The 25,709-nt window shown below is 66.5% G+C and carries 27 protein-coding genes and 1 pseudogene; 9 read left to right on the plus strand and 19 right to left on the minus strand.

Features of this window, described 5'->3' with window-relative positions:
• Positions 1 to 400, plus strand: a pseudogene (locus tag Q322_RS0100730) (IS701-like element ISPlag1 family transposase); the annotation flags it as partial.
• Between the two features lie 27 nt (positions 401 to 427).
• On the opposite strand, the gene Q322_RS0100735 reads toward Q322_RS0100730, so the two are convergent.
• The gene (locus Q322_RS0100735; RefSeq protein WP_051667985.1) at positions 428 to 1,012 is read right to left on the minus strand and encodes a DUF4258 domain-containing protein; all 585 of its coding nucleotides are present in this window, start codon (positions 1,010 to 1,012) and stop codon (positions 428 to 430) included.
• A 378-nt stretch (positions 1,013 to 1,390) separates the two neighbouring features.
• On the opposite strand from Q322_RS0100735, the gene Q322_RS0100740 reads away from it, so the two are divergent.
• Positions 1,391 to 2,251 (plus strand): GNAT family N-acetyltransferase, encoded by an 861-nt coding sequence (locus Q322_RS0100740; protein ID WP_029474964.1) that lies wholly within the window; start codon positions 1,391 to 1,393, stop codon positions 2,249 to 2,251.
• 143 nt (positions 2,252 to 2,394) lie between these two features.
• Here the strand turns inward: Q322_RS0100740 and uraH are convergent, their stop codons facing one another.
• Genes uraH through uraD form a run of 3 tightly spaced genes read right to left on the minus strand, consistent with a single transcriptional unit; the run spans position 2,395 to position 4,195 of the window.
• Positions 2,395 to 2,754, minus strand: coding sequence for a hydroxyisourate hydrolase (uraH, locus tag Q322_RS0100745; protein ID WP_029474966.1), 360 nt, complete (start codon positions 2,752 to 2,754; stop codon positions 2,395 to 2,397).
• Positions 2,754 to 3,632 carry a factor-independent urate hydroxylase gene (gene pucL, locus Q322_RS0100750; RefSeq protein WP_034417194.1) on the minus strand — a complete coding sequence of 293 codons (879 nt, stop codon included), beginning with the start codon at positions 3,630 to 3,632 and terminating at the stop codon, positions 2,754 to 2,756. Before pucL ends, uraH begins: the two co-directional genes overlap by 1 nt.
• 14 nt (positions 3,633 to 3,646) lie before the next feature.
• Positions 3,647 to 4,195, minus strand: a complete 549-nt coding sequence (gene uraD, locus Q322_RS0100755; protein ID WP_245593091.1) for a 2-oxo-4-hydroxy-4-carboxy-5-ureidoimidazoline decarboxylase — start codon at positions 4,193 to 4,195, stop codon at positions 3,647 to 3,649.
• Positions 4,196 to 4,561: 366 nt separating this feature from the next.
• Here uraD and dnaJ point away from each other — a divergent pair, with 366 nt between their 5' ends.
• Entirely contained in the window at positions 4,562 to 5,683 is a 1,122-nt protein-coding gene (dnaJ, locus tag Q322_RS0100760; RefSeq protein ID WP_029474972.1) for a molecular chaperone DnaJ, read from the plus strand.
• A gap of 373 nt (positions 5,684 to 6,056) precedes the next feature.
• The gene (locus Q322_RS0100765) at positions 6,057 to 6,797 is read left to right on the plus strand and encodes an META domain-containing protein (protein ID WP_084147687.1); all 741 of its coding nucleotides are present in this window, start codon (positions 6,057 to 6,059) and stop codon (positions 6,795 to 6,797) included.
• A 21-nt stretch (positions 6,798 to 6,818) separates the two neighbouring features.
• On the opposite strand, the gene Q322_RS0100770 is transcribed toward Q322_RS0100765, so the two are convergent.
• The 4 genes from Q322_RS0100770 to Q322_RS0100785 all read right to left on the minus strand — a co-directional run bounded on the left by Q322_RS0100770 (position 6,819) and on the right by Q322_RS0100785 (position 10,508).
• A complete protein-coding gene (locus tag Q322_RS0100770) occupies positions 6,819 to 7,850 on the minus strand; it encodes a Gfo/Idh/MocA family protein (protein ID WP_029474976.1) in 1,032 nt (343 codons plus the stop codon).
• A complete protein-coding gene (locus tag Q322_RS0100775) occupies positions 7,847 to 8,626 on the minus strand; it encodes a ThuA domain-containing protein (RefSeq protein ID WP_051667957.1) in 780 nt (259 codons plus the stop codon). The genes Q322_RS0100770 and Q322_RS0100775 overlap by 4 nt, the downstream gene beginning before the upstream one ends.
• Positions 8,627 to 8,797: 171 nt before the next feature.
• The gene (locus tag Q322_RS22945) at positions 8,798 to 8,968 is read right to left on the minus strand and encodes a hypothetical protein (protein ID WP_156952809.1); all 171 of its coding nucleotides are present in this window, start codon (positions 8,966 to 8,968) and stop codon (positions 8,798 to 8,800) included.
• Between the two features lie 106 nt (positions 8,969 to 9,074).
• Complete coding sequence (locus tag Q322_RS0100785) at positions 9,075 to 10,508, minus strand: phytoene desaturase family protein (protein ID WP_029474980.1); 1,434 nt, start codon at positions 10,506 to 10,508, stop codon at positions 9,075 to 9,077.
• Between the two features lie 245 nt (positions 10,509 to 10,753).
• On the opposite strand from Q322_RS0100785, the gene Q322_RS0100790 reads away from it, so the two are divergent.
• Positions 10,754 to 11,692, plus strand: coding sequence for a ribose-phosphate diphosphokinase (locus Q322_RS0100790; protein ID WP_211248861.1), 939 nt, complete (start codon positions 10,754 to 10,756; stop codon positions 11,690 to 11,692).
• Positions 11,693 to 11,816: 124 nt separating this feature from the next.
• On the opposite strand, the gene Q322_RS20430 is transcribed toward Q322_RS0100790, so the two are convergent.
• A complete protein-coding gene (locus Q322_RS20430) occupies positions 11,817 to 12,962 on the minus strand; it encodes a sensor histidine kinase (protein WP_084147689.1) in 1,146 nt (381 codons plus the stop codon).
• Between the two features lie 114 nt (positions 12,963 to 13,076).
• On the opposite strand from Q322_RS20430, the gene Q322_RS0100800 reads away from it, so the two are divergent.
• Entirely contained in the window at positions 13,077 to 13,532 is a 456-nt protein-coding gene (locus Q322_RS0100800) for a response regulator (protein ID WP_029474984.1), read from the plus strand.
• A gap of 220 nt (positions 13,533 to 13,752) precedes the next feature.
• On the opposite strand, the gene Q322_RS0100805 is transcribed toward Q322_RS0100800, so the two are convergent.
• From Q322_RS0100805 to Q322_RS0100815, 3 genes are all read right to left on the minus strand, one after another.
• On the minus strand, positions 13,753 to 14,250 hold the full coding sequence (locus Q322_RS0100805) for a PaaI family thioesterase (protein ID WP_029474986.1): 498 nt from the start codon (positions 14,248 to 14,250) through the stop codon (positions 13,753 to 13,755).
• 71 nt (positions 14,251 to 14,321) lie between these two features.
• Positions 14,322 to 14,480 carry a hypothetical protein gene (locus Q322_RS24330; RefSeq protein ID WP_245593092.1) on the minus strand — a complete coding sequence of 53 codons (159 nt, stop codon included), beginning with the start codon at positions 14,478 to 14,480 and terminating at the stop codon, positions 14,322 to 14,324.
• A gap of 206 nt (positions 14,481 to 14,686) precedes the next feature.
• Positions 14,687 to 15,250: a DUF402 domain-containing protein gene (locus Q322_RS0100815; RefSeq protein WP_029474988.1), complete on the minus strand. Its 564-nt coding sequence runs from the start codon at positions 15,248 to 15,250 to the stop codon at positions 14,687 to 14,689.
• A 35-nt stretch (positions 15,251 to 15,285) separates the two neighbouring features.
• Here Q322_RS0100815 and Q322_RS0100820 point away from each other — a divergent pair, with 35 nt between their 5' ends.
• Positions 15,286 to 15,681, plus strand: coding sequence for a hypothetical protein (locus Q322_RS0100820; protein WP_029474990.1), 396 nt, complete (start codon positions 15,286 to 15,288; stop codon positions 15,679 to 15,681).
• 91 nt (positions 15,682 to 15,772) lie between these two features.
• On the opposite strand, the gene Q322_RS0100825 is transcribed toward Q322_RS0100820, so the two are convergent.
• From Q322_RS0100825 to Q322_RS0100835, 3 genes are all read right to left on the minus strand, one after another.
• Complete coding sequence (locus Q322_RS0100825; protein WP_034417199.1) at positions 15,773 to 16,357, minus strand: YcjF family protein; 585 nt, start codon at positions 16,355 to 16,357, stop codon at positions 15,773 to 15,775.
• Between the two features lie 272 nt (positions 16,358 to 16,629).
• Positions 16,630 to 18,111 (minus strand): cysteine--tRNA ligase, encoded by a 1,482-nt coding sequence (gene cysS / locus Q322_RS0100830; RefSeq protein WP_029474994.1) that lies wholly within the window; start codon positions 18,109 to 18,111, stop codon positions 16,630 to 16,632.
• 335 nt (positions 18,112 to 18,446) lie between these two features.
• The gene (locus tag Q322_RS0100835; RefSeq protein ID WP_029474996.1) at positions 18,447 to 19,664 is read right to left on the minus strand and encodes a 23S rRNA (cytosine(2499)-C(5))-methyltransferase; all 1,218 of its coding nucleotides are present in this window, start codon (positions 19,662 to 19,664) and stop codon (positions 18,447 to 18,449) included.
• 118 nt (positions 19,665 to 19,782) lie between these two features.
• Here Q322_RS0100835 and Q322_RS0100840 point away from each other — a divergent pair, with 118 nt between their 5' ends.
• On the plus strand, positions 19,783 to 21,996 hold the full coding sequence (locus Q322_RS0100840; RefSeq protein ID WP_029474997.1) for an MMPL family transporter: 2,214 nt from the start codon (positions 19,783 to 19,785) through the stop codon (positions 21,994 to 21,996).
• A gap of 7 nt (positions 21,997 to 22,003) precedes the next feature.
• Here Q322_RS0100840 and map read toward each other — a convergent pair whose 3' ends face one another.
• Complete coding sequence (map, locus tag Q322_RS0100845; protein WP_029474999.1) at positions 22,004 to 22,747, minus strand: type I methionyl aminopeptidase; 744 nt, start codon at positions 22,745 to 22,747, stop codon at positions 22,004 to 22,006.
• Between the two features lie 55 nt (positions 22,748 to 22,802).
• Here map and Q322_RS0100850 point away from each other — a divergent pair, with 55 nt between their 5' ends.
• Positions 22,803 to 23,411, plus strand: coding sequence for a GNAT family N-acetyltransferase (locus Q322_RS0100850; protein WP_029475001.1), 609 nt, complete (start codon positions 22,803 to 22,805; stop codon positions 23,409 to 23,411).
• A 13-nt stretch (positions 23,412 to 23,424) separates the two neighbouring features.
• Here the strand turns inward: Q322_RS0100850 and Q322_RS0100855 are convergent, their stop codons facing one another.
• The 3 genes from Q322_RS0100855 to hpf all read right to left on the minus strand — a co-directional run bounded on the left by Q322_RS0100855 (position 23,425) and on the right by hpf (position 25,617).
• Positions 23,425 to 23,802, minus strand: a complete 378-nt coding sequence (locus tag Q322_RS0100855; protein WP_029475003.1) for a hypothetical protein — start codon at positions 23,800 to 23,802, stop codon at positions 23,425 to 23,427.
• A gap of 30 nt (positions 23,803 to 23,832) precedes the next feature.
• A complete protein-coding gene (locus tag Q322_RS0100860; protein ID WP_029475005.1) occupies positions 23,833 to 24,921 on the minus strand; it encodes a butyrate kinase in 1,089 nt (362 codons plus the stop codon).
• A 129-nt stretch (positions 24,922 to 25,050) separates the two neighbouring features.
• On the minus strand, positions 25,051 to 25,617 hold the full coding sequence (hpf, locus tag Q322_RS0100865) for a ribosome hibernation-promoting factor, HPF/YfiA family (protein ID WP_029475007.1): 567 nt from the start codon (positions 25,615 to 25,617) through the stop codon (positions 25,051 to 25,053).
• Positions 25,618 to 25,709 lie beyond the last annotated feature (92 nt).

A 25,709-nucleotide genomic window follows, 5' to 3' on the forward strand; every position in this document is an offset into this window, starting at 1 on the left:
ACCCCAGCAAGAGAGACAGGGACAGGAAGCGCGCCTGAGTGAGTGGCCGCAAGAGGCTAAAGTGAGGATGTTCCGGTTGGTGCTCTCTACCGAGCGCACGGAATGGGTCGTGACCAACGGCCCAGCGTTACAGACTGCGGACGACGTGCGCCAGACGCTCGCCGTCCGTTGGTCTGTCGAGATCTTTCACCGCGAATTGAAGCAGATCACCGGGACCGAAGACTGTCAATGCCGTCTGGGGCGATCTCAACGCAATCACATCGGCACTGCCATGCTGGTCTGGATTCGATTGAACCAGCAGGCCAAAGAGGCGAAGAAAACGATATACGCGCTAAAATTCGGTCTTCTTGATGACTACACGCGCCAGCAGCTCAAAAACCCATCTCTGAGTTTCGCATAAGCCCTAAATTCTCTGCGTCCCCAATGCCTAGCGCTTCCAGCGCCCCCGCCCGCGCGCCCCTGCCTTTGCCCCTGGCGTGCTGGTGCGGACCCGGATCTGCTCGTCGTCGTAGCGCAGCATCACGGCCAGCCGGGCGCGGCTGATGATGTGGTGCGGGTGCCTGGGCACAAAGGCGGTCACGATGTCCAGATGGCCGTCCCGGTGATCCTGCACCACCACATGCAGCGGCAGCGCTATGCCGCAGGCCTCGAAGGAGCCGCAGACCAGCCAGCGCCGGTCTTCCGGGTACACGGCCCGCACCCGCCCGCACAGCAACACGTTGATGATGTCGTGTTCTAAAAAGCCCTCGGCGCGGGCGTGGCCGATGGCGTGCGGGCACAGGTGGTAACGCGCGTCGTACACGGCGTCGCGCAGCCGGGTATGGGCGCGTGACAGGCTAAAATCGTCGGTGGCGATGCCGACCAGTTCGGCCTCGCGCTGGGCCTTGACCGGGGCCGCACGCACGGCGCGGGCAGGCAGTGGCGTGGGCGCACGGCGGCTGGCCTTCTCGGCACGCGCGAGCTGGGCGCGCAGGGCCAGCAGGTCGGTTCCGGTCTGGACCCCGGACAGCAGCGGCGTCTGCTTCTGCGCCTGCGGCGCGGCGGGCCGCTCGTGGCGGCCTCCCCGGCGGCTGTTGATCCCAAGCGGCTTGCTGGACTGTTTGGTCACGGCGAACACCTCCGAAAAAAAACGCCCCCCGGCTTCCCGCCCCCTGTCTCCTTTGCCGAGTCCACTCCTGATCCGCACCCCCCAAAAAAGAAAAGGCCCCTCAAACACGGCTTCGTGTCTGGGAGGAGGCAGGCGTCGTACCCTGTTCAGGGCATGCGTGCAGCATAGCACGGCGCGGCAAAAATGGGCGTAACGCAATGGGCAGACAGCGGGGCGCCCGCCTTCTAGGCTGGAAGACACCGTTCAGGCCGCCGTCAACTTCGCCCATTGGAGGACACCCCCATGATCCGTTCCATGCAGGCCACCGATATCCCCGACGTTCTCGCGCTGCTGCACTGGATGGACGCCTCTCCCGAACGCGAGGTCTTTGCCCCGGACTCCCGCGATCCGCGCGAACTGCATTTGGAATGTGAGGACGGCCTGTGTCTGGTGGAGACGGATGACGATGGCGTGCGCGCCTACTGCGCCCTGTCTCCCTTCCGCGACGGGCTGGTGCTGGAGGGGCCGGTGAGCGAGGGCGGCCCGCTGAGTGCCCTGCTGGGCCGCGCCGCCCAGCACACGGACGGCCAGCCGGTCTACGCCTTCAGCGCCCGCGATAACCTGCCGGTGCGCGCCGCGCTGGAGTCGGCGGGTTTTTCGGCGCTACACAGCACCGCCTTTTACGCCGCGCCGCTGGCAACCGTGTCGCGTGGGGTCCGCGTCCCGGACGGTCTGCGCGCCACGGAGAGTCTGCCCGTGGCCGAGTACCGCGCCCTGTACCGCGCCGCCGAGGACGCCTGGGCTGGACGCCTGGACTGGACTCCAGAGCAGTACGCCGCCCACTTTGCCGACGACACGGTGCGGCTGGTGGCGCTGTGGCGCGCAGACCACCCGGTGGGTTTTGCCGAACTGGAATTCAGCCCCGACGACGGCCGCGCCGACGTGACGTATCTGGCCGTTCACCCCGCCGAGCGCGGGCAGGGCTTGGGCCGCGTGCTGCTGGCCCTGGCCGCCGCCGAGGCGCAGAGCAGGCCCGAACTGCGGACCCTGCGCGTGCGCGCTCACGATCACTTGCACTCTGCCCGCGCCCTGTACGCCCACATGGGTTTTACCCACTGCCGTAGCATCGTGACCTATCTGCTGGACGGCGAGGAAGAGGCCTAGCTTCTCAGTCCATTCGGACTGCTGCCGGTTTTTCGCGTCATCGGGACCAAGAAAAACAGCGCCGCCCGGAGGTCAGTCTTCCGGGCGGCGCTGCTGGATTTGAAGGCTGGAGCTTGGCTGCCTCTAGCTTGGGTGCCTCTAGCCTAGCTGCCCCTATACGTGCTGTAGGACCACGGCGTCATCACCAGCGGGACGTGGTAATGGGCGTCCGGGTCGCCCACCGTGAAGCGCAGCGTCACCACGTCCAGAAACGGCGGATCGGCGGCGGCGTCAAAGTCCGAGAAGTAGTCGGCCACATCAAAGGTCAGCTCGTAGGTGCCGCCCTGAAGGCTGCCGCGCTCGATCAGCGGTGCGTCGGTGCGTCCGTCGGCGTTGGTGATGGCTGCCGTCAGCTTCCTGCGCTCCTCGCCTTGAATGCGCCACAGCTCCACCCGGACGCCCTGCGCTGGACGGCCCCGCGCGGTGTCCAGCACGTGCGTACTCAGTCCGGCGTGTGCGGCCATTAAGCGCGCTCGACCCAGCCTTCCATCAGGCCGTAGGGTTCGGGATCGACGTGCATGATCTCTAGGTTGTTCTCGATGTCGAAGCGGCCCAGGTTGTACTGGAGGTGGTGCATGTTGGGCATGCGGAACCAGATGCGCGAGATCTCGGGGCAGGCGGACAGCACGGCCTCGCCCATCAGGTACAGCGTGTTCTGGAGGCTGGGGGAGTAGTGGTCGGTCAGGGTCACCTGAAGCTGCTTGAACACCTTTTCCCACACGGCGTCGTAGTCGGCGCTGTCGGTGTTGTATTCCCACTTGGCGTTCACGAAGGTGGCCATCACGCGCTCGTGCGTTTCGGGCAGCGTAGTAAAGCGCTCCTCGAGTAGATAGTTTTCCCAGCCGCTCTCGGTAGTCTTCAGCACGTACAGTTCCGCGATGCCGGAGGTCACCTTGAATGTCTTGCCGTCTTCGCTCTCGATCCGGCCCGTGCGCTTGGGCATCTGGCGCACGAAGGAGTGGTCATGGCCCTGGCCGTTCACCTGAACGTGGTCCCACAGGTGCTCGGTAAATTCCATGAAGCCGCCCGAGACCTTGGCCCCGGTCTTGGTGAAGTGCGCGACGAGTTCCTTGCCAAATTCCTCGGGGCTGCTCTTAAAGCCTTCCTTGGCCAGTCCGTAGATGGTGTTGCGGACGGTGTCGGTGGCGATCAGTTCGGAGTTGTCGCCCTGGCTGTGCGCGGCGTCGAAATCGCCGATCATGCCCACGCGCACCTGGAGTTCACGGATCTCGTGACGCTTGCCGCTCCGGTTGATCTTCATCAGGTTGACTTCGGCCTTGCCGTAGTTGTTCTCGCCCAGCTTCACTTTCACCTTGGTCTGCTTGCTTTCGGTCTGAGTCATCATCCTTCCTCCCCTTATTTCCCGTCGCCGTGGGCGATCAGGTCCAGAACGCGGAGCCGGGCAATCCGGCTGATCTCGTACAGGGCGGCCTGCCGTTCCTGCTCGGGGGTGTTCGCCAGTCGCCGCCTGGCCCCCTCGAAGATGCTGCTTTTGTTATTTTCGCGCACACACACCACGTAGGGCAGCTTGAACTTCTCGTGGTAGGCGTCGTTCAGGCGTCCGAACTCGGCAAACTCCTCGGGCGTCAGACGGTCCAGACCCGCCGCAGCCTGCTCGTGGGCGCTCTCGGCGGTCAGCTCACCGGCCAGCGCCGCCTTGCCCGCCAGGTCCGGATGGGCGCGGATCAGCCGAAGCTGCGCGCTCTCGGAGTCCGCCTGCACGGCGGCCTTGAAGGCGTCGGCTACCTCGTCGGCAGTCTGGAAGGGGCGCTGGGCAGCGGCGGCCTGCGCGTACTGCGGCGAGTATTCCAGCACCCCGGCGAAGTAGTCGGTAAAGGCGTCGGCGCTCAGGGCGTTGACGTCTTTCAGGCTCAGTGGGTCAGCAGGGGCGGAACTCGGGGTCAAAAGACACCTCCGGCGGGTGGGCGGCAGTGGTCGGACAAGAAACTACTTAGATGGCTAACTAATTGGACGTCTGAATCTTACGGGTTCATTACGGCGATGTCAAGCTGGCCATTCTTGAACCGGGTGCAGGGTGGCCGCGCGGTGAGCGGTGGCCAACAGCGGTGGCTCCAGTCCCGGTTCAGCTCCTGCCCCGGAAAACCTGAGCGCGTCAGGCCCGTCAACCCGTCCTGCATACGACGCCAACCTCTTCACGGATGGCTTGAGACTGCGCCCCGCCCACTTTTCCTGAGTGTGGTCATGTTAACCTGTTGGGCGGAGGCCCGGCCCCTGCCATTTCACAGGCTTGCGCCCGGCGAAAGACGACACATGGATTATTACGAATTACTGGGCGTGACCCGGACCTCGGGTGCCGACGAAATCAAATCTGCCTACCGCAAGCTGGCCCTCAAGTACCACCCGGACCGCAACAAGGAAGAGGGCGCGCAGCAGAAATTCGCGCAGATCAGCGAGGCGTACTCGGTCCTGTCCGACACCGAGAAACGCGCGCACTATGACCGCTTCGGTTCGGCCCCCAATGCGGGAATGCCCGGCGGCGATCCGTTCGGCGGCATGGGCGGCGCGGGCTTTGATCCGATGGACATCTTCGAGCAGTTGTTCGGCGGCATGGCTGGTGGGCGCGGGCGGCGCGGCCCGGCGCGCGGCGACGATCTGGAAACAGCGGTGCAGGTCACGCTGCTCCAGGCCCGCGCGGGCGAGGAGGTCGAGGTAGTGGTGGACCGCTTGACAGGGTGCGAACACTGCCACGGCAGCAAGACCGAACCCGGCGGCAAGCCCGCCAAGACCTGCCCCACCTGCTCCGGCGCGGGGGCGGTGCGCGCACAGGCCCGGACCATCTTTGGCGTGGTGGAAACCCAGCAGCCCTGCCCTGCCTGCCGGGGCGAGGGCCAGATCATCCAGGATCCCTGCACCGTCTGTAAGGGGCGTGGCCGCACGCTAAAGGCCGAGAAGGTGGGCGTCAAGCTGCCGCGTGGTATCGACGAGGGTTACCGCATTCGCGTGTCCGGCATGGGCAACGAGGGACCGGGGGGCAACGGCGACCTGTACGTGCATATCGAGATGGAAGCCCACCCGGAACTGCGCCGCGAGCAGGAACACCTGATCTTTCCGGCTCAGATCGGATTTGCCAAGGCGGCGCTGGGCGGCCACGTCACCGTTCCCACGCTGGACGGCGAGCAGGTGGTAGAGGTCAAGCCCGGCACCCAGCACGGCGAGCTGCACCGCCTGACGGGTCAGGGCATGCCCCGCTTGCAAGGACGCGGCAGCGGCGACCTGATCGTGGAATACGACGTGACCGTGCCGAAGCCCAAAGACCTGACCCCCGAGGCCCGCGACGCGCTGCTGGCCTACGCCCGCGCCGTGGGTGACGAGGTCAACGAGAAGCACGAAGGCTTTTTCGACAAGGTTGGAAAGATTTTCAGAGGCGACTGACGCTTTTGACCTGTTGATGGAGATCCTGGGCGGTGGCCTGGGGTCTTTTGCGTGGAGATCAGGCCAGCGTTAGCACCTGTGTCTGATACGGACTCCGATTGGAAGGTGTTGGAAACACCTGGAAATCCGAGGGGGCGTCCAAGCATCCTCATGGGCGCTGCTCTGGACAAGACAGCGAGCAGGAGAAAAACGGGTTCCGGACGTGGAGTGGGTGAATCGGCGCTGTCCCTATCCCTATTCATGCACGAAACAAACGGAATCCGTCTGAGTCGGCGTGAGGCGGCCCATCATCCGACCGTCAGTCGGGGGGAGCAATCTGGAAGGCCGAAGAGGACGCTGCACGCCTCCACACCACCTTTCCCGGGAGACACAAATGAACCCCCTGCCTCTCATGCTCAGCGCCACCCTCGGCCTTTGCGCCCTCGCCTCTGCTCAGACCACGCCGCCAAACACCGACGGCACTTGGACCCTGACCCGTCTGACCGACAAGCCGGGAACCTCGGCCAGCGCTGGCCTGGAGAACTTCACGCTGAGTGTGCAGGGCAATCAGATCTCCGGGTCCGCCGGATGCAACACGTTCATGACCTCCGGGGCTTTGGCCGGGCAGACCTTCCGTTTCGGGCCGCTCGCCACCACCCGCAAGCTGTGCGCGCCCGAGCAGAATGCGCTGGAAACGCGTTACCTGAACGTTCTGATGCAGGCCCGTGCCTTCGCACGCTACGGCGACACGCTCATCCTGACCTCCGGCACGTCGAAGGTGGTCTTCAAGATGGCGGGCAAGATGGGAGGCGGGGTGCAGAAAGAACTTCAGGGCGACTGGAAACTGGCAGGCACGCAGGGCAGCGAGGCCCTGACGGTGGTGTTCGGCACAGTCGGGCGCGTGAGCGGCACCACGGGCTGCAACACCTTTATGGGCGAGTACCGCGTGATGGATACGGGCCTGACCTTTGGCGCGCTGGGGGTGACCCGCCGCGCCTGCCCCGATGCGGCGCTGGCCGGACAGGAACAGGCATTCCTCAAAGACCTCTCGGAAGTCATCGGTTATGCCGTCAATGGTGCGGCGCTGATCCTGACCACCAAATCCGGCAAGACGCTGAGGCTGGACCGTCAGTAACCGCAGGCGGCGTGGGCGGGATTACCAGCGAACTGGCAGCCCCGTCCGCGCACTCTCATAGCCGCCCAGCACCAGCCGCACGCTCTCGCGGCCATCCTCGCCGGTACAGACGACGGGCGCACCGTCCTGGACGCTCTGCACAAAGGCGACAACGCTGCGGACGTGGGCATTGTCGGAGGTGGCAAAGTCGTACCACGTTTCGTCGGCCTGGCCCCACTGCCCGAAGCCGTGTTCGCGGTTCACGAAACGCAGTCTCGGCTTGCCCAGGCGGTTGCTGCATTCCAGCGCGCCCTCGGTGCCGTAGACCGCAAAGCTCTCCTCCCAGCCGGTGGCGGTCCAGGCGTTCTCCACGCTGGCAAGTCCACCATTGCTGAATTCCAGCGTGGCGACGCTGGTGTCCTCCACCTCAATCTGGAACTTCAGCGTGCTCATGCGCGCGTAGATGCTGCCCACGTCGCCGCCGAAGTGCCGGGCCAGGTCCATCATGTGACAGCCGTTGTCCAGCAGGGTGCCGCCGCCGCTGGCCGCCAGATTGCCAAAAGCCCCGCGCACCTCCGGCGCACCGCCCCAGTCGTGGGCCTGCCGCAGGCGCATAAAGGTCACGCGCCCGACGCGGCCCTCGTCGATCAACCGTTTGGCCGTCTGCACCAGGGGGCTGGAGCGCAGATGATGGCCGGTCTGGAGAATGGCCCCGCCCTCCTGCGCCGCCGCGATCATCTCTTCGCAGGCGGCCAGGTCCAGCGAGAGAGGTTTCTCGCACAGGACGTGAATGCCGCGCCGCAGGGCTGCGAGGGCGGCGGGCGCGTGAAAGGCGTTGGGCGTGCAGATGCTGACCGCCTGGACCTCGCCGCCCTCCAGCAACTCCGTGAAGTCCGCGTAGCCCCGCGCGTTCCACTCGGTTTCCCGGCGGATGCGGGTGCCGCCATGTGGCTCGGCAAAGGCCACCACGTTCGCCCCAGCGTGGCTGTAGCCCTCGTAATGCCGCTGCGAGATGGCCCCCGCGCCGATGATGCCGACGTTCAGCGGGCCAGTCTGGGACAGTGCAGTGGTCACCGCTTTTCCGGCGGCAGCGTTTCCAGTGGCAGCGTCTTCAGAGGCAGTGTCTCTAGAGGTTGGGGCCGATGCCCGAAGGAGCGCGGCGCGCTGGCTGTCGGCATGGCCCAGCGTGCGGCGTTGGCGATCACGCGCTGAATTTCGGGGTTGTGGTACGTCGGGAATGTCTCATGGCCGGGGCGAAAATAAAAGATCTTGCCGCTCCCGCGCGTGAAGGTGCAGCCGCTGCGGAAGACCTCGCCGCCCGCGAACCAGCTCACAAAGACCAGCTCATCGGGCGCGGGAATGTCGAAGTGTTCGCCGTACATCTCCTCGTGCTCCAGCGTGATGTATTCGCCCACGCCCTGCGCGATTGCGTGCGCCGGATGGACCACCCACAGCCGCTCCTTCTCGCCCACCTCGCGCCATTTCAGGTCACAGCCGGTGCCCATCAGAGCCTTGAACGGCTTGCTGAAATGCCCGGAGTGCAACACGATCAGTCCCATGCCGCCCTGCACGCGGGCCACCACTTTTGCGGCAACCTCGTCGGACACGTCGCCGTGTGCCTTGTGACCCCACCACAGCAGGACATCCGTGTTTTCCAGCACCTCGTCGGTCAGGCCGTGTTCCGGTTGATCCAGGGTGGCGGTCCGGACCTCCGGGAAGCCGTGCGCCCGCAATCCCTCGGCGATTACTGTGTGGATGCCCTGCGGGTAGTGGGCGCTGACGGCGGGGTTTTCCAGTTCGTGGTGGTACTCGTTCCAGACGGTCAGGCGGGGCTGGTTGGATGGGGTCATGGCGGGACTGAATGTAGCGCGGTGGGGGAGGGGATGGGGGCTGCTCCCACGATCACCCCATCCGTCCCCCTTAGAGGCCACCTTCACACAAGGAAAGGCAAGTTTTCTCCCGACTCCACTTGAGGGGAACTAGCGGAGAAACAGGCGAAGGGGTTTGCCCTCCAGTTCCGCTCAAAACAGCTTGTCCAGCGTGATCGGCGTCTCGCGCACCCATTGGCCGATCGCAAGATAATGAGCGTTGGTGACAGCGGCGGCGGCTCCCACGCTGCTGATCTTGCCCGCGTCGCGCGCACCCAGGGCGCTGACCCGGAATTCGGGGGAGTCCAGTGCGATCGCCTGCACGCTGCCAATGTCGGCGTTGACGGGGCCTGGGCTGGGAGGACCGCAGAGGCGAACAGGTGTTCTGGCGCATTGACAGTTGGGTCGTTGGGCGGTTTGATCGCCCCTCTCACGCCTCCGAATCCTGAATCCCGAATTCGTCCTTCAGCGCGGCCAGTGCGGCGTGGTAGCCCGCCATGCCGTGAATGCCGCCGCCAGGGGGCGTGCTGCTGGAACACAGGTAGAACCCCCTGACCGGCGTGCGGTACGGGGTAGAGGTCAGCACCGGGCGGGCCAGCAGGCCCCACAGGTCGCCCTTGCCGCCGTTCACATCGCCGCCGCCGAAGACCGGGCTGTATGCCTGGAGCATCGGCGCGGTGGTGCGGTGGCGGGCCAGGATCAGGCCACGGAAGCCCGGCGCGTAGCGTTCGATCTGATCTTCCATCTGCTGTTGAATATCCTCGTCGCTGCCGTTGGGAACATGCGAGTACGCCCAGAAGGTGTGCTGTCCGCTGGGGGCGCGAGTGGAGTCGAACAGAGTGTGCTGCGCGGCCAGGACATAGGGGCGCGGCGAGACGTGGGTGGGCGCGGCGGCCTCCGAACGGGCCACCTCGTCCAGCGTGCCGCCCAGATGCACGGTGGCGGCGCGGGCCACGCGGGAATCGGCCCACGGCACCGGGCCGCTCAGGGCGTAATCCAGTTTCTGAATGCCGGGGCCGTAGCGGTAGCGTTCCAGCGCGGCGCGGTAGGCGGCAGGGGCGCGGTCTCCCAGCAACCCCAGCAGCACGCCGGGGCTGCTGTCCACCAGTGTCACGCGGGCGGGGGGCAGATCGGCGGCAGAGGTCACCCGAACGCCGGTGACCACGGACCCGCCCAGAAATTCCAGATACGCGCGCATGGCGTCGGGCAGCGCCTGCGCCCCGCCGCGCGGGAAGGGCCAGCCCACCGAGTGGGCGAGCAGCGCCAGCACCAGCGTCATGGCCGAGGTGCCGGGGGCCGAGAACGGCAGCACGCTGTGCGCGGCCAGGCCGCCCCACAGCGCGCGGGCCTCGGGGGTGCGGAACAGCAACCTGCCCAGCAGCTCGGCAGGCGGCAGCCCGCGAATCCCGAACCGCGCCAGCGTGAAGAAGTGCGACGGCACGCGCGGCAGCGGGCGCAGGATGTCGTGCAGCAGGCCCTCCCAGTTGTTCAGAAGGGGGCGGATCAGGGCGGTCCAGGCGGGGCCATCTGCGCCCAGGGCGTCAGCGGTGGCCTCCAAACTGCGCTCTAACGTGACCGAACCTCCGCCCAGCGGATGCGTGACGGGGGCGTCCGGTTGCACCCACTCCAGACCAAAGGCGTGCAGTGGCCAGTTGCGAAACGCGGGGCTGGCGGCGGCCAGCGGGTGAATGGCGCTGCCGTAGTCGTGAACGAAACCGGGCCGGGTCAGGGGCAGGCTCCGCATTCCTCCGCCCACCGTGTCGTGCGCCTCCAGCACCTGCACCCGCAATCCGGCGCGGGCCAGGGTCAGGGCCGCCGAGAGGCCGTTGGGGCCAGCGCCGACCACGACTGCGTCCAGGGTCATGGGCGCATGGTAGTGCCTGTGATGCGGCAGGTCCGGCGTCCAAATCAACCGGACACTGTGCCGTGTCCTGTCTGTTCCCACTCCGAGGACATCACATGGCCCTGACATCCCTGATCCGGGGCAGGTATGCTTCGGACGACTTACGCCGCTGCCTGTAGCCCAGCCCCCAATCCCCGGAGGATGTCCCCTTGCCCGTCACGTCACGCTCGCCCACCGCCCTGCTGGAAAGCCGCCGCTCGCCTTTAATGGTCTTCTCGGGCCAGAGCAACCGCCCGCTGGCACAGGCCATCTGCGATCATCTGGGGGTCACGCTGGGCCACAGCGTCACCGAGAAATTTACCAACGACAACATCATCGTGCATTACGAGCAGTCGCTGCGCGAGGCGGACGTGTTCATCGTGCAGACCTTCAGCCACCCGGTCAGCGACTCGATCATGGAGCTGCTGCTGATGATCGACGCCGCCAAGAGTGCCAGCGCCGGTCGCGTGACCGCCGTGATCCCGTATTACAGCTACGCCCGCAGCGACAAGAAGGACAGCCCGCGCATCTCGATTGCGGGCCGTCTGGTGGCCGATCTGATCCAGGCAGCGGGCGCGGACCGGGTGCTGACCATGACGCTGCACAGCCCCCAGGTGCACGGCTTTTTCAAGGTGCCTGTCGATCACCTGTCCGCCGATCTGGTGCTGTCCGAACACTTCCGGGGCTGCGTGGATAATGCCCACGAGGGCGTGGTTCTGGCCCCCGACGCGGGCAGCATCAAGCGCGCCAGCCGCATCTCGCGCCTGCTGGAGTGCGGGCTGGCGATGATCGACAAGGAGCGCGTCTCTGATACGCAGGTGGTGCCGCGCGCCCTGATCGGCGAGGTCGAGGGCAAAACGGTGTTTATCGTGGACGACGAGATCAGCACCGCCGGAAGCCTGGTGGAGACGGTCAACATCGCCCGCAGCATGGGGGCCAGGGACGTGTATGTGGCCGTGACCCACGGCGTGTATAGCGGCCCGGCCATCCAGCGCATCGCGGGCCTGGACGTGACCCAGGTGGCCAGTTGCAACACCGTGTACGTTTCCGAGGAAAAGATCGAGGCGGCGGGCGGCAAGCTGGCCGTGCTGGACGTGGCCCCACTGTTCGCCAACGCCATCGCCAATATCCATACCGGCGCGAGCGTCAGTACGCTGTTTAGCTGAGAAGACCCCTCTGCCCAGCCCTCTTCCCCCGGAGAGAGCTTTTTCAGGCCTTCTGGCTCCCGTCGTCCTGAACAGTGGGCAGGGTGAAATGCACCGCAGTCCCACCCCCATCGACGGCCTCGATTCAGATGCGCCCGCCGTGCCTCTCCACGATGCGGCGGCACACCGCCAGCCCGATGCCGTTGCCCCCGGTGGGCGTGCGCCCGTGCAGGCGCTGGAACATGCCAAAGACCTTCTCGGCGTACTCCGGCGCGACGCCGATGCCGTTGTCCCGCAGGGTGAATTGGGTGATGTCGTCGTCGGCCCTGGCGCTTAGCTCTACGCACAGTGGCGAGTCACTGCGGAACTTGAGGGCGTTGCCCAGCAGGTTGCCCAGCAACTGGCGCATCTGCGGTGGGTTGGCCCACACCGGGGGAAGGTCAGAAACATGCCATTCGGCGTCCGGGTGCCACGGCAGCTCGGCCAGTACCCCCTGGCACAGTTCGCCCAGGTCTGCGGCCTCGCGCGGCACCTCCTCGCTGATGGTGGACAGGGCCAGGACGTCGCGCACCAGTTGGCGGGCGCGGCCCACCTGTTCGGTGATGTGGCCCAGATAGCTGTCGGCACGGTCGTCGAGCTGTTTGCCCCGGTAGCGCTGGCGCAGGATGTCGGCGTAGGCCCCCAGCGTCCGCAGCGGCTCCTGAAGATCGTGGCTGGCCACGTACACGAACTGCGAGAGTTCCTCGTTGCGGTCTACCAGCTCGCCGTTCAGGTGTTGCAGGACCGCCTCGCTGGCCTCCAGCGCCGTGGTGCGCTGCTGCACCCGCCGTTCTAGCGAGGCGTTCAGGGCCGTGACCTCCAGCTCGGCCAGCTTGCGGCGCGTGATGTTCTCGTGGGCCACCAGGGCGTATTGCCCGCCGTCCTGCGTAAAGCGGGTCACGCGGGCCACGTAGTAACGCTGCTCGGTCAGCGTGTGACAGGGGTATTCCAGCTCGTACACCTGCTGTTCTCCGTTCATGACGGCGCGAATTCCCGCCGCGATGGCGCGGGCGTCCGTGTCGTACTCGGCTGGGCTGTCCTCGGCTGTGCCGTTCTGGCCCTGCGCCCCGTCGCAGATGGAGAGGTAGTTGATGCCCACGTCGTTGCCGGTGCCGCCATTGCTGCGTGCGAAGGCCGTCCGGGCGTGGTTGACGGCGACGATGATCCAGTCCGCATCGATGATGGCGATATGGGCGAGCAGGGCATCAAAGGCCGCCACGGCGAAGCGTTCGGGCGGCGAGGCGGTGAGCATGCCCTCAAGTTAACACCCCATGACGACGGCGTCGGTGTTCATTTTCCAGCACCAGGATACGGAATTGTCAGCTAGACAACGATTGAGCATTCACCCGATTATTGGTCTGCCTTCATGAGTTCTGCGCCCTTTCACCTGCTGCTGGTCGAGGACGAGCTGGCCGACGCCCTGCTCTTCCAGGACATGCTTTCCGAACAGGACCAGGACATCACGGTTCACCACGTCCAGAACGGCCAGGAAGCCCTGGCGTATCTGTGTGACCCGGCCCACAGCGTCCGCCCCCATCTGATCGTGCTGGATCTGAACATGCCGATCATGAACGGGCACGAGTTCCTGGGGCGCGTCAAGGCCATCTCCGAGGTGCGTTCCATTCCGGTGCTGGTGCTGTCCACCTCCGAGCACCCCAGCGATATCCACCGCGCCTACGATCAGCAGGTCAGCGGCTACGTGGTCAAGCCGGGCAACTATCAGGAGTACATGCACGTTCTGGAGACCATCCGGGCCTACTGGCGCGGCCTGGTGCGCCTGCCCAGCCTGGAAGAGGTGATCCAGGGTCGCGGGGGCTTCTGACGCTGGCTCAGCGTGGAGGACCGCCAGCCCCCGCGCCAGGTCGGAGGGGGCTTTCTTGCGGTCTCGCAAGGGCTTGAGAACCGCTGCTAACAGGAATTGCTTGATGGGCAGACCCGCCCCTTCCGCCGCTTCGGTGCATCTCGTCTCGAAGGGAGGCGCGATGTTCTCCCCAGCTCCCCTTGAGCGGAGTCGACTGAGGAATTTGCCTTCCAGCCTGCCCTCAATTGCCCCGCATCGTGGCCAGAGAGCGCAGATACCAGTGGGCCACCGCCCGCATCACTTCCTTGTTCTCGCCGTCGCGGACGATGACATTGATCACCAGACGCGCCCTGCCCTCGGTTGCGTAGGCTTCAACGGCGGCGGATAGATCCTCGGCGCGGGCCTCGGCCCTGGCGGTCAGGCCGCCATGGGCGCGGCCCACATAATGCGTGTCCAGGCGCTCGATCAGCGGCACGGCCCCGCCCAGTTGCGCCGCGAAGGCCCCGCCAAAAGCCGCTCCACTCGCGGCCTCGGCCAGCAGGAACTGCGCTCCGGCGTGGATGGTTCCCAGGTGATTGTGAAAGGCGGGCGTATCCGGGCACTCGCCCGTGGCCCAGCCCACGCCCACATCGGTGATGGTCACGCCCACCGTGGTATTCATGGGAATGGCGTGTAGGGCGGCCTTGACCGTCTGAACCGCTTGCGGAGGCAGGGGCGTCTGAAGCGTGGGCTGTGGCATGGGTGGTCCTCCATTGGTCCTGAACACGATTTTGAACTGAGTTCAAGTATAGGGCGTCATCAGGTATTGCCTCACCATCTCGACGGGTTCAAACGACTGGTGGCCTCAACTGCTCGCGCCTCGGCCCAGGCCAGATCGAACTGCGCCCGCGTGACCTTCGCTGCCCCCACGCCAGTTCTTTCGCCGATATCCACATCAAGCTGAACAGGTAGCCCGGCAGCATCCAACATGACCAGCAGGGCGTGTCTGGTTCCCACTAGAACGTAAGTGACCCTACGATTGCCGCTGTCCAGCACGGTCAGTCGCTCTCCAACGCGCGAAAATCGACAATGGTGCCGCCTGGCAAGTGGATGACGGACTGCTCGCTGCGGGCCACGCGGTGCCAGCCCTGGTGGTCCACTCCCTTGCGCTTCATCGTTCGCGTACCAGGGGGCGCTCAGGTGTAGGGGTCTTCCACATAGCGCCGCAGCACGTCCACGGGCGCATACGTTCCGGCCCGCAACTCCGTCTCGATCTGGCGGGCGTGGTCCCAGGTTTGCGCGGCCAGCTCCAGCGTGACCAGACCCGCCTCTACCGCTGCCTCAAGGTCTTCGGCGTCGATGATCTCGGTGGCGGTCACGATCCAGCGCTCGGCGTCGTCCGGGTCGCCCACCACGTCCAGATACAGGTCGTCGTGCCACGGCAGCCCGTCATCCTGCACGCCCTCGCCGCCGTGGATGTCCACGTAAAACTGCACTGGCTGGCCCGCCGCGTTGATTTGCACGGTCAGGGCCGCGCCCATGACTCCCGCGCCCGCGCCTGTGGGGTGGCAGCGAATCCAGCGGTAGCCGTTGTCGAGGATCAGGTGACAAACGGCTGATCCCGGTCTGGTGACCTCCAGCGGGCGGATCACGGTCTGAGCGCTAAAGTCCACGATCACGTAGCCCGGCACGGCCAGCGCGGTCTGGGTGGACTGGGTGACCCGCGCCCAGGGCCGGAGGTCAAAGGTCTTGCGCTTCACGCCCTCAAGAGTAGCGGGTTCGCTAGGATGCGGGCGTGATCCGTTCTGTCCGCCGCCTGTGGCCCGCGCTGGTGCTGGTTCTGCTCCTGCTCGGCGCGCTGTGGGCGGTTCCCACCGTCCGCGAGGCCGGAGCCGAGCGCCAGCGCCAGGCCGCCGAATCCGCGCGGCTGGCCGAGGCGCAGCGCCTGCTGAACTCTGATCCGGTGCGTTTCGAGGAATATGTGCGTCAGGTGGCGATTGCCGCCGACGTGATCGGCCAGGGCGAGCAGGACGCCAGCGGCCCCTGCCAGAGCGTCAGCGGCTTTGAGAGTGGCGTGGGCGATCCACCCCCCGAGACCCGGACCTGCGTGATCCGCGATCCGGGCGAGGAGCATGCCAGCGTCACGCTGAGCCTCGGGGACGGGCGGGTGTTTCGCTGGCCCAGGGAATAGATTCCTTGCCAATAGAAGACGCCCTGGCCTCGCTCCACATGAAAGAACGCGGCGGAGGTCAATCCCTCGCCGCGTCCCCTGACTTCCACCCTCAGTTTGGCCCGTTCGGTCCGCCCTGGCTCTTATTCTTCTCGTCGGCGCGGCGGCGCAGCTCGCTGGCCAGATCGGAGAAATCCTGGACGCTGGGCAGCACCTTGCGGGACTGCTGCTTGGCCTCCTGGATGACCTTGACCTGATCCTGGCGGCTGTCGGGCAGGCCTAGGCATTTGCGCTCAAAGTAACTCTGTGCCACCCGGCCCAGTGCAAAGGTCCAGCCGTACACGGCGGGCGCGGTGATGATTCCGCCGATGACCGGCAGCGCCAGTTTTGCCAGCCCGCGCATCACCTGCCTCGCCGCCATGCCGTAGGCCAGGGTGACGCCCAGCTCCCGCACGATTTCCAGCGCCCGCTCACCGGTGATCTCGAAGCCGTAGATCTTGCCGATGTGCAGCACCATCTTGGCCTGAACTGGCGTGATCACCAGAATGTCGGCAAAGGGAATGGGTTCAATGGCCACTGCGCCCGTCAACAATGCCGCGCTCTTGATGACCGCTTCGCTGTTCTCCTCCTGACTCATGTCAGGGGCGATGTCGAAGTTGAAGTTGTCGAGGACCTGCTTGACCAGCGGGGGCAACATAGGGCGAGTTTACCCCGGGTGGGCGGGCCAGCGTGAGGCGCAGGTGGACGGGCGTTCACCTTTGCCGCAGCCGGGGACAGCAGAGGTGCCGGGCCGACACGACACAAAAAGAGGACACGCCGGGGGGAGGTGACGTGTCCAGGGAGGGAAGGATGAGGGGTGTCAGGCACCTCTCAGGATCAATGCTAGTGCTGGGTCATGACATTTTTCTGACAGGCAGATTTGAAAGCGGGTGCAGAGGCGCACGGGTTCTGCCCGCGTCACCACGCTGGTCAGCGCCGCCAGCGCGGGCCGTCCCGGGTGTCCTCAATGGTCACCCCTGCCTGTGTCAGGGTGTCGCGCAGCTCGTCGGATTCGGCGTACTGCTTGTTCAGGCGGTAGTTCTGCCGGGCCTTGAGGACCAGCTCCATCAGAGTACCGACCACCTGGGAGTCGTCCTCCTGCGCCGCGCCGCTTCCGGCAAACAGGCCCAGCACGCCGCCGCCCAGGCTGCGGAAAGCGTCGCGCGCCCGCTCCAGCGTGGCCTGACCAACTTTTCCGGCGGCCAGCACGGTGTTCAGATCGCCGCTCAGGCCGAAGAGGGCCGCCACCGCCTTGGGCGTGTTGAAATCGTCACGCATGGCGGCCTCGAAGGCGTGAACGTGGCCCTCAATCTTGCGGTCCAGCGCGGCGTCGCTGCCGTCCGGCGCATCCTCCAGGCGGCGTTCGATCTCGTGCAGCGTCTCGCTCAAGCGGCGGTAGCCATTTTTGGCGGCCTCGAAAGCCGCGTCACTGAACTCTGTAATGGAGCGGTAGTGGCTGGACACCAGCAGGAAGCGCACCACCATCGCGTCATGCCGCGAAAGCACGTCGGCAATCGTCGTGAAATTGCCCTTGCTCTTGCTCATCTTCTCGCCGCCAATGGTCAGCATGTTGTTGTGCATCCAGTAGCGCGCAAAGGCGTGCCCCGCCGCCTCGGCCTGCGCGATCTCGGCCTCGTGGTGCGGAAATTCCAGGTCCAGGCCGCCGCCGTGGATGTCAAAGCCCTCGCCCAGATACTTGAGGCTCATGGCCGAGCATTCGATGTGCCAGCCCGGAAATCCCTCTCCCCACGGCGAGGGCCAGCGCATGATGTGGCCGCCCTCCGCCTTCTTCCACAGGGCAAAGTCGCGGGCGTCGCGCTTGTCGCCGCGCACCGCCTCGCGCGTGCCCTCCTCCTGATCGTCGATTCTGCGGCCCGACAGCTTGCCGTAGTCGGGCCAGCTCCGCACATCGAAATACACGCTGCCATCCGATTCGTAGGCGTGTCCGCCGGTGATCAGCTCCTGGACCAGCGCGATCTGCTCGGTGATATGGCCGGTGGCACGCGGGTTGATGCTGGGGCGCAGCACGTTCAGCGCGGCCATGTCGTCCATGAAGGACCAGAAATACTTGTCGGCCACCTCCATCGGCTCCAGGCGTTCCAGCGCGGCGCGTTTGGCGATCTTGTCCTCGCCGTCGTCGCTGTCGTTTTGCAGGTGGCCCACATCCGTGATGTTCGCCACGTAGCGCACCGCGTAGCCGAAGTGCATGAAAGCGCGGCGAATCACGTCGAAGGCCACTTCCTTCTTGGCGTGTCCCAGGTGCGCGTCGCTGTAGACGGTGGGGCCGCACAGGTACATGCCCACATGCCCCGGCGTGGTGGGCGCAAAAGGCACTTTCTGGCGCTGCATGGTGTCGTACAGGACGATATTGGCATCGGGTTGGGCCAGTGTTTTGGACGGAGGGGTGGTCATGGGCGGCTCCTTGAATGGGCTGGAAGACTGGAAAGCAATAAAAAAGCCGCGCCACAACAGTCGGGGCGCGGACGGCAGACGGAGCGCTGCTTTACCGCAATCGGGGGCAACACACGGTCTTCATAGAAAGTAGCTTAGCAGATTGGGGCACTGAACGATTGGGCGACTGTGTTCTTGAGTTGCCGCCACGGTTTAACCCCTCCCCCCCTTCGGGGGACCTCCCCTCAAAGGGAGGCAAGAGTCGCTGACTTGGTGGGCCAGCCGCCCTTCTTGGCTTCCCTTTAAGGGAGGTGGCCGCGCAGCGGACTTAGGGGTTCGCCTTCCATCTCGCCGCACTATCCCAGCTCCAGATAAATTGCCTTCAGATACTCCGCCTCGGCAAAGGTCGCGCGGTGGTCCGGGGCGTGGCGGCTGGTTCCCAGCTCCTCCCATTGCCTGCCGCTGGCCTGGGCCGCGCCGCGCACCGCGTCCCAGAATTCATCGGCGCTGACATGGGCGGAACACGAGGCGCTCAGGAGGACGCCGCCCCGGTCCAGCTGCGCGATGCCGTCCGCCGCCAGCCTGCCGTAGGCGCGGATGGCCCCGGCACGTTCGGCTTCGCGGCGGGCCAGCGAGGGCGGATCGAGGATGACCAGATCGAAGGTGCGGCGCGTTTGCGAGAGCCAGTCGAACACGTCGGCCTGAACGGCTTCATGCGGCGTGATCAACTGCGGATTCAGGGCGAAGTTGCGCGTCGCCCCGGCCAGCGCGTGGGCGCTGATGTCCAGGCTGACGACCTCGGTGGCCCCGCCGCGCGCCGCGTAAAGCGAGAAGCCGCCCGAGAATGAGAAGGCGTTCATCACCCGCCTGCCCCGTGCCAGCTCCTCCACCCGCCGCCGGTTCTCGCGCTGGTCCAGGAAGAAACCGGTCTTCTGGCCGCGCAGCACGTCCGCCTCGAAGGCCAGGCCGGATTCGTGGAAGACGACTGGATTTTTGGGCAAGTCGCCCTGAAGCATCTGACCATCGGATAGCCCCACCGCTGCCGCGAGGGTCTGGATGTTGCGGCTGAGGCGCAGGACCATGGCGCAATCGGGGAAACGTTCGTCCAGCAGGCCCAGCATGCGCTCCAGATGCGGGAACCACGCCGCCGTGTAGACCTTGAGAACCAGCACGCGGGCGTACCGGTCGATCACCAGACCGCCGAAACCGTCAGATTCGCCGTTCAGGACCCGGTAGCCGTCGGTATCGCCCCCGCCGTCCAGCGGGCCGAACAGCGGCTCACGCCGGAGCAGCGCCGCGTCCAGATGGGCGGCCCACCACGCACTGTCCAGCGTGACGGGCGGCCCGGCATGCAGCACGCGCAGGCGCAGCGGCGAATGCGGATCATACAGGCCAATCGCCAGGAAGCGGTCCCGGCGGTCATAGACCACGGCCAGTTCCCCGGCTTCGCCGTCCCGGTTCTGCCCCCGCACGCTGGACTCGTACACCCAGGGATGCCCGGCGCGCACCTGGCCTTCCGCCGCCGCCGTGACGCGCAGGCGCAGGCGGGGCAGGGGAGAGGCGGGAGCGGGCATTCGGGGAGGGTAGCAGATGCACGCCCGGTCCAGCGGTCTGACCATCAACCGGTCAAAACAGGTCAAACGGCCTCCGACCACCCACAACCCCTCGCCAGTACCCGCTACAGTCCAGGGCGTGCAATTCCTCGCCCGCCTCGCGTCCCGACATCCCTGGGCGGTGCTGGCGGTGTGGGTGCTGGCCGCCGCGCTGAGCCTGCCGCTGGCCGCCCGCGCCCCGGCGGCCCTGAACGCCGATCCGGCAGGCGGCCTGAGCAACTCGGAGGCCAGCACCGTCAGCGCCTTGTTGCGCGAACGCTTTGGGGAGCGCGATACTAACACCGCCATCCTGGTCACGCGCAGCAACCCGCCGTTGACCACGCCGGAGGGGCAGAAGATTTACCGGGCATTTCTGGACGGCCTGGAAACCGTGGCGGGCGTCTCGCGCGTCCTGCCCGCTGGCACGGGCGGCCCGGTGCCCACGCGGGCGGCGGACGGCGTGCTGGCCCTGACCGTGGCGCAGATTCCCTTGCAGGAGGGCGGCACCGAGGCGCTCTCGGCGGTGCGCCAGTACGTGCGCGGCGTCCAGAGCGAGGCGCTGAGCATCCGCGTGACCGGCGGGCAGGCGATTGCCGACGACTTCACCGAGTTCGCCGAATCCGATACCAAGCGCAGCGAGTTCACGGCGTTGCCGCTAATCGGGGGTCTGCTGCTGCTGGTCTTCGGGGCGCTGGTGGCCACCGGACTGCCGCTGGCGGTGGGGCTGCTGAGCATCTCCGTGGCGATGGCCGCGCTGTATGGCCTGACCTTTTTCATGCCGGTCAGTACCTTCGCCCAGAGCGTGATCACCATGCTGGGTCTGGGCGCGGGCATCGATTACGCCCTGCTGATGGTCAACCGCTTCCGCGAGGAGCTGGGGCGTGAGCCGGACCCCCGCGCCGCCGCCGCACGCACCGTGATGACGGCGGGCCGCAGCGTGGCCTTTAGCGGCATGACCGTGGGCATTGCGATGGCGGGCCTGATCCTGCCCCCGGTGGCCTTTGTCCGCAGCATCGGCATCGGCGGGGTGCTGGCGGTGATTCTGACCGTGCTGGCCAGCCTGACCGCGCTGCCCGCCCTGCTGGCACTGCTGGGCGAACGGGTCAATAGCCCGCGCCTGCTCAAGGTGACCTGGGCGCAGAGCGGCGCGGCCTCTGCCGCCTGGACCGCCTTCGCGCGCCGCGTCACTGCCCGGCCTGTGCTGGCCGTGCTGCTGTCCACCGCCTTTTTGCTGACGCTGGCCATTCCTGCCCTGGGCCTGAAAACCGGCTACGCGGGCGCGTGGGGCCTGGTCCCCGGCGTCCCCAGCCGCGACGCCCTGAGCGACGTGCGTGACCTGGGGGCGGGCGGCCTCCTGAGCCAGTTCGAGGTCATTCTGGACCTGAAGGGGCAGCGGTACACGCCCGCAGCCCGTGACCAGTTTCAAAAGGTGGTGAACGATCTGCGCGCCCTGCCCGGCGTGAGGGCCGTCATCAGTCCCTTCCTGACGCCCGCCGACCTGGCCGGAGCGGGCACCGGAGGATTGGGGGTCTTGAGCGTCCTGACCCGCCGTTCCTTCAGCGCGGACCGCACGCTGCTGCGCGTGACGGTGGTACCGGACGACACCCTGCGCGCCCAGGACATCGCGGCCTTTGAATCCCGCGTGCGCGATACGTTGGATGCCAGCGGCTCCGCCTACCTGCTGGGGGGCGCGCCCGTGGGCGGCGAGGAATTCAGCCGGGCCATCATCGGCACGCTGCCGGGCGTGATCGCGGTGGTCTTTACTGGAACCTTTTTGCTGCTGATGGTGGCCTTCCGCAGCCTGCTGATTCCCCTCAAGAGCATCGTGATGAACGCCCTGACGGTGGGCGCGGCGGTGGGCGTGGTCACGCTGATCGTGCAAAACGGCTTTCTGGCCGCGCCGCTGGGCATTCCCGCCGATGTGGGCGTGCTGGACGCCTCGCTGCCTGTGCTGCTGTTCGCGGTGATGTTCGGCCTGAGCATGGACTATGAGATCTTCCTACTCTCGCGGGTGCAGGAAGAACACCTGCGCGGGGCCAGCAACGACGAGGCGGTGGTGCTGGCGGTGGGCTACACCGCGCGCATCATCACCAGCGCCGCCGTGATCATGTTCATCGTGTTCGTGGCCTTTATGTTCGGGCGTGTCGTCGCCACCAAGAGCATCGGCCTGGGCCTGGCGGTGGCGGTGGCCCTGGACGCCACCCTGGTGCGCCTGGTGCTGGTGCCCGCCTTTCTCAAGCTGGCCGGAAAGTGGAACTGGTGGCTGCCGGGGTGGCTGGAGAGGCGGCTGCCGCACATCCGGCTGGAGCATTGAGGAGGGGTCAGGCCGTCAGAATCAACGGTCTGTCCCCGGTGATCATGACGGTATGTTCAAAATGTGCGGCCAGACCGCCATCCGTGGTGCTTAAGGTCCACCCGTCACGAAGCGTCCTGACCCGCTGTGATCTGCCTGTCGAGACCATCGGTTCTACCGCGATGACCAGACCCTCATGCAGTTTTCTCCGGTCAGTCGGGCGGTAATAATTCGGCACGCTGGGTTCCTCATGGATAGCGCGGCCCACCCCGTGGCCGAATAACTCCCGCAGCACCGTGAAGCCCCGGCGCTTGACCTCCGTTTCCACCGCTCGCCCAATGGCGTGGATGGGCTGACCCGCCTTCGCGGCGGACAGGGCCGCCTGCAAGGCCGCCTCGGTGCATTCGATCAGCCGCATCACGGCGGGCGAGGCCGGAGGAACCGCCACCGTGACCGCCGCATCGGCGATGTACCCGTCCACGAATGGCGTGACATCCAGACTGACCACGTCCCCTGCGGCCAGCGGTCGCCGCGTCGGCAGGCCGTGAACGATGTCGTCATTGACACTGATAAAGACATTGACCGGCGCGCTGTAGGTCATGCGTGGCGCAGACCTGGCCCCGTGCTGCCTGAACACCCGCCCGGCAAGCGCATCGAGTTCAGCGGGCGTGACGCCCGGCTGGATGGCGGCTGCCAGCGTGCGGAGCGTTTCGGCCACCACGAACCCCGCGCGTTTCATGCCTTGCAGCTCAGCCTCGGTGGTGATGGTCATGGTCTACTTTAGGCCATTCGGTCTTGCCACATGCCCCATCTGCTTGAATACCCCCATGTTCAACATCCGCCATGCACGGCCCAGCGACCGCGATTCGCTTTATGGCATCTGCCTGGAAACGGCGGACAGCGGTGACGACGCCACCCACCTTTACCGCGATCCGTTGCTGGTGGGCCACATCTACGCCGGACCGTATCTGGCCCACGCGCCTGCCCTCGCCTTTGTGCTGGAGGACGAGGAGGGCGTGTGCGGCTACGTTATCGGCGCACTCGACACGCGGGAGTTTGAGGCGACGCTGGAGCGTGAATGGTGGCCTGCGTTGCGCGCCCAGTTTCCCGATCCTTCGGACAATCCCGCCGCCGAGCGCACCCCGGATCAACGCCTGACCCGCCTGATTCACCACCCGAACACGGCCCCGCAGGAGACCGTGGAGACTTATCCCTCACACCTGCACATTGACCTGCTGCCACGCGGCCAGGGCGGCGGCAACGGGCGGCGCATGATGACGCGGCTGTTCTCTGCGCTGCGTGAGGCCGGTTCTCCCGGCGTGCATCTGGGGGTGGGCGGCAGGAACGCTCGGGCCATCAGGTTCTACCGTCATCTGGGATTTCAGGAGCTGGCGCAGGGGCCGGGCGGCTCGCTGGAACTGGGGCTGAAGCTGTAGTCGCGCGGCTTCCCTACCGCTGCTGATCGCGCACCGCCGCCAGCGTCTCCTCGAACTCGTCCAGGAATTCGTCTTCCAGTTGGCGGTCCCGGATCAGGGCGTCCTGTTCGGTGGTGGCCTGTTCGCGGGTCCAGCGCACACGGGCCTGGCGTGCGCCGCTGACGTTGCCCTTGCCCGCGATAAAACGCGCGGCGTGGCGCACCGCCTCCAGGGGATCGTCGGTGGGGGCGGTGACGCTCAGGTTGCGCAGGCCACCGTGATCGTTGACCAGCGAGGACGTGACCTCCACCCGCATGCCCCTGCGCGCCAGAAATACCTGATCCACACGCCACATGCTGGTGGCCCGGATGGGTTCGGAAGCGGCGGAACGGACAGGACGGCGGCGTGCCATTAGCTGTTCACGCCCACAATGTCCTCGACATCACAGTTCCGGGGCCGCAACTTGCGGATGTCGCCACTCGCGGGCGGCGTCCAGGCCCAGCAGCACACGGCCCGCGCCCTCGGCCAGGGCTTCGAGTTCCAGTTCGCCGGGAATGACCAGCACCGGGGCGATCCAGGCCACCCGGCGCTCGATGCGGTCCACCAGCTCGTCCCAGCGGGCGATCCCGCCGGTGATCACCAGCGCGTCGGGGCGGCCCCGTAGTGCCCCGGTCTGCTCGCCCAGCGCCTTGCACACCTGATGCACGAAGGCGGCGGCGGCGGCCTGCACGGCGGGATCGCTGACCATCCGGGCCTCCAGGTCCTTGAGGTTGGCGCTGCCTGTCAGCGACAGGAACCCGCCCCCGCCGGACAGGTGGTGCAGCGCCGCCGCCTCGCCCTCCTCGCGGGCCAGCCGCAGCAGCCTGCGGGCGGGCAGCGGCCCACTCTGCACCGCCCCCAGCGGGCCGCCGTCGGTGCCGGTGCCGGTGGTGTCCACCGCGCGGCCCTTCTCGAAGGCTGTGACGCTGGTGGTTGCGCCCAGGTGGGCCACCACGATGCGGGCGTCCTGCAACCTCCTGCCGACGTCGTGGGCAGCGCGGCGGGCCACCACACGCACGTTCAGAGCGTGGAACTGGGCATGGCGACGCAGGCCTTTTACACCAGTTTCGCGTGCCTCGGGCAGCAGTTCGTCCACGCTCTGGGGGTCCACCACAAAGGCGGGGACGCCGTGTTGCTGGGCCAGTGCCAGCGCCAGCGGGCCGCCCAGATTCGGTGGATACTGCGCGCCCTCGCCCAGCACGGCAAATTCGGCCATCTCCGGCGTGACGCGGTAGGTGCCGCCTGCCACCCGCCCGATCAGTCCGCCGCGCCCGACGACGGCGTTCGGGGCGGGCCAGTCGGCGGTCAACTCCCGAATCTGGGCGGTCAGCCGGGGCAGGTCCGCCGCCGTGGGCGGGGCGTCCAGCGTCAGTTCGGCGCGGGTCAGGGCGAGCCGCAACTGCCCGGGCAGCGCCGCATTCAGACTCGGCTCGATGCTGGCGCAGGCGAGCTTGATCCCGCTGGTACCTGGATTGATCACATGGGCGATCACAACGCCGCAGAGTAGCAGAGGCCCGGCGCATGATGTCCCGGTCCTGAGGAAGACCTGAGGTCAGGACCCATCGCCCGGACCATACCTCCACTACTCAGACGGCCCAGCCCAGCCCCTCCGTTCAGAGGCTCAGTTGCTGGGTTCAATTAGTCCGTAATGCCCGTCCTTGCGGCGGTAGACCACCCCAGTCAGGCCGGATTTCATGTTGGAGAACACGTAGAAATCGTGACCCAGGGCCTCCATCTGCGCCACGGCGTCCTCGGCGCTCATGGGGCGCAGATCGAAGCGTTTGCGGCGCACGATCTCGGGTTGGAATTCGCCCACATCGTCCATTCCAGCGTTCACGTCCGACTCGGCGGGGCCAGGAATGGGCTGCGGCGCGCGGTCGTGGCGGGCCTTCATGTAGCGGGTCTTGAACTTGCGGAGCTGACGCTCCAGCACGTCGCTGGCCTTGTCGATGGCCGCGTACATGTCGGCGTGGTGCTCCTCGGCGCGGATGATGCCGTGGGGCACATTGAGCTGCACCTCTACACGGTTGCGGCGGGTCGAGTCCCTGACATCCCTCACCGTCAGCGTCACCCTCGCGTCGGTAATGGAGTCGCTGTAGCGGTCCAGTCGCGTGAGTTTCTGTTCGACGTAATCGCGCATAGCGTCCGTTACATCGACGTTTCGGCCTGACAGTTTGTAGATATGCACGGCTTTCACCCATCCTTTCCCCGGAAGGGAGAATGGGCCTTCCGGTTCACCGTACTGTAGCCCGCCCCGCACGGTGTTGTCCGGCGAAGTCT

Origin of the sequence: Deinococcus frigens DSM 12807 (genome assembly GCF_000701425.1) — a bacterium.
GTDB classification, from domain to species: Bacteria; Deinococcota; Deinococci; order Deinococcales; family Deinococcaceae; genus Deinococcus; species Deinococcus frigens.

What these genes read in the sequence shown, in the direction of transcription:
- Q322_RS0100805 (WP_029474986.1), bottom strand. Translation starts at nt 14,250, where the DNA reads ATGCCACAGCCCACGCTTCAGACGCCCCTGCCTCCGCAAGCGGTTCAG.
- Q322_RS0100800 (WP_029474984.1), top strand. Translation starts at nt 13,077, where the DNA reads ATGAGTTCTGCGCCCTTTCACCTGCTGCTGGTCGAGGACGAGCTGGCC.
- Q322_RS0100825 (WP_034417199.1), bottom strand. Translation starts at nt 16,357, where the DNA reads ATGTTGCCCCCGCTGGTCAAGCAGGTCCTCGACAACTTCAACTTCGAC.
- Q322_RS0100855 (WP_029475003.1), bottom strand. Translation starts at nt 23,802, where the DNA reads ATGGCACGCCGCCGTCCTGTCCGTTCCGCCGCTTCCGAACCCATCCGG.
- uraH (WP_029474966.1), bottom strand. Translation starts at nt 2,754, where the DNA reads ATGGCCGCACACGCCGGACTGAGTACGCACGTGCTGGACACCGCGCGG.
- map (WP_029474999.1), bottom strand. Translation starts at nt 22,747, where the DNA reads ATGACCATCACCACCGAGGCTGAGCTGCAAGGCATGAAACGCGCGGGG.
- cysS (WP_029474994.1), bottom strand. Translation starts at nt 18,111, where the DNA reads ATGACCACCCCTCCGTCCAAAACACTGGCCCAACCCGATGCCAATATC.
- Q322_RS24330 (WP_245593092.1), bottom strand. Translation starts at nt 14,480, where the DNA reads ATGTTGGATGCTGCCGGGCTACCTGTTCAGCTTGATGTGGATATCGGC.
- Q322_RS20430 (WP_084147689.1), bottom strand. Translation starts at nt 12,962, where the DNA reads ATGCTCACCGCCTCGCCGCCCGAACGCTTCGCCGTGGCGGCCTTTGAT.
- Q322_RS0100835 (WP_029474996.1), bottom strand. Translation starts at nt 19,664, where the DNA reads ATGCCCGCTCCCGCCTCTCCCCTGCCCCGCCTGCGCCTGCGCGTCACG.
- Q322_RS0100790 (WP_211248861.1), top strand. Translation starts at nt 10,754, where the DNA reads ATGGTCTTCTCGGGCCAGAGCAACCGCCCGCTGGCACAGGCCATCTGC.
- Q322_RS0100740 (WP_029474964.1), top strand. Translation starts at nt 1,391, where the DNA reads ATGATCCGTTCCATGCAGGCCACCGATATCCCCGACGTTCTCGCGCTG.
- Q322_RS0100850 (WP_029475001.1), top strand. Translation starts at nt 22,803, where the DNA reads ATGTTCAACATCCGCCATGCACGGCCCAGCGACCGCGATTCGCTTTAT.
- Q322_RS0100765 (WP_084147687.1), top strand. Translation starts at nt 6,057, where the DNA reads ATGAACCCCCTGCCTCTCATGCTCAGCGCCACCCTCGGCCTTTGCGCC.
- Q322_RS0100775 (WP_051667957.1), bottom strand. Translation starts at nt 8,626, where the DNA reads ATGACCCCATCCAACCAGCCCCGCCTGACCGTCTGGAACGAGTACCAC.
- Q322_RS0100785 (WP_029474980.1), bottom strand. Translation starts at nt 10,508, where the DNA reads ATGACCCTGGACGCAGTCGTGGTCGGCGCTGGCCCCAACGGCCTCTCG.
- dnaJ (WP_029474972.1), top strand. Translation starts at nt 4,562, where the DNA reads ATGGATTATTACGAATTACTGGGCGTGACCCGGACCTCGGGTGCCGAC.
- pucL (WP_034417194.1), bottom strand. Translation starts at nt 3,632, where the DNA reads ATGACTCAGACCGAAAGCAAGCAGACCAAGGTGAAAGTGAAGCTGGGC.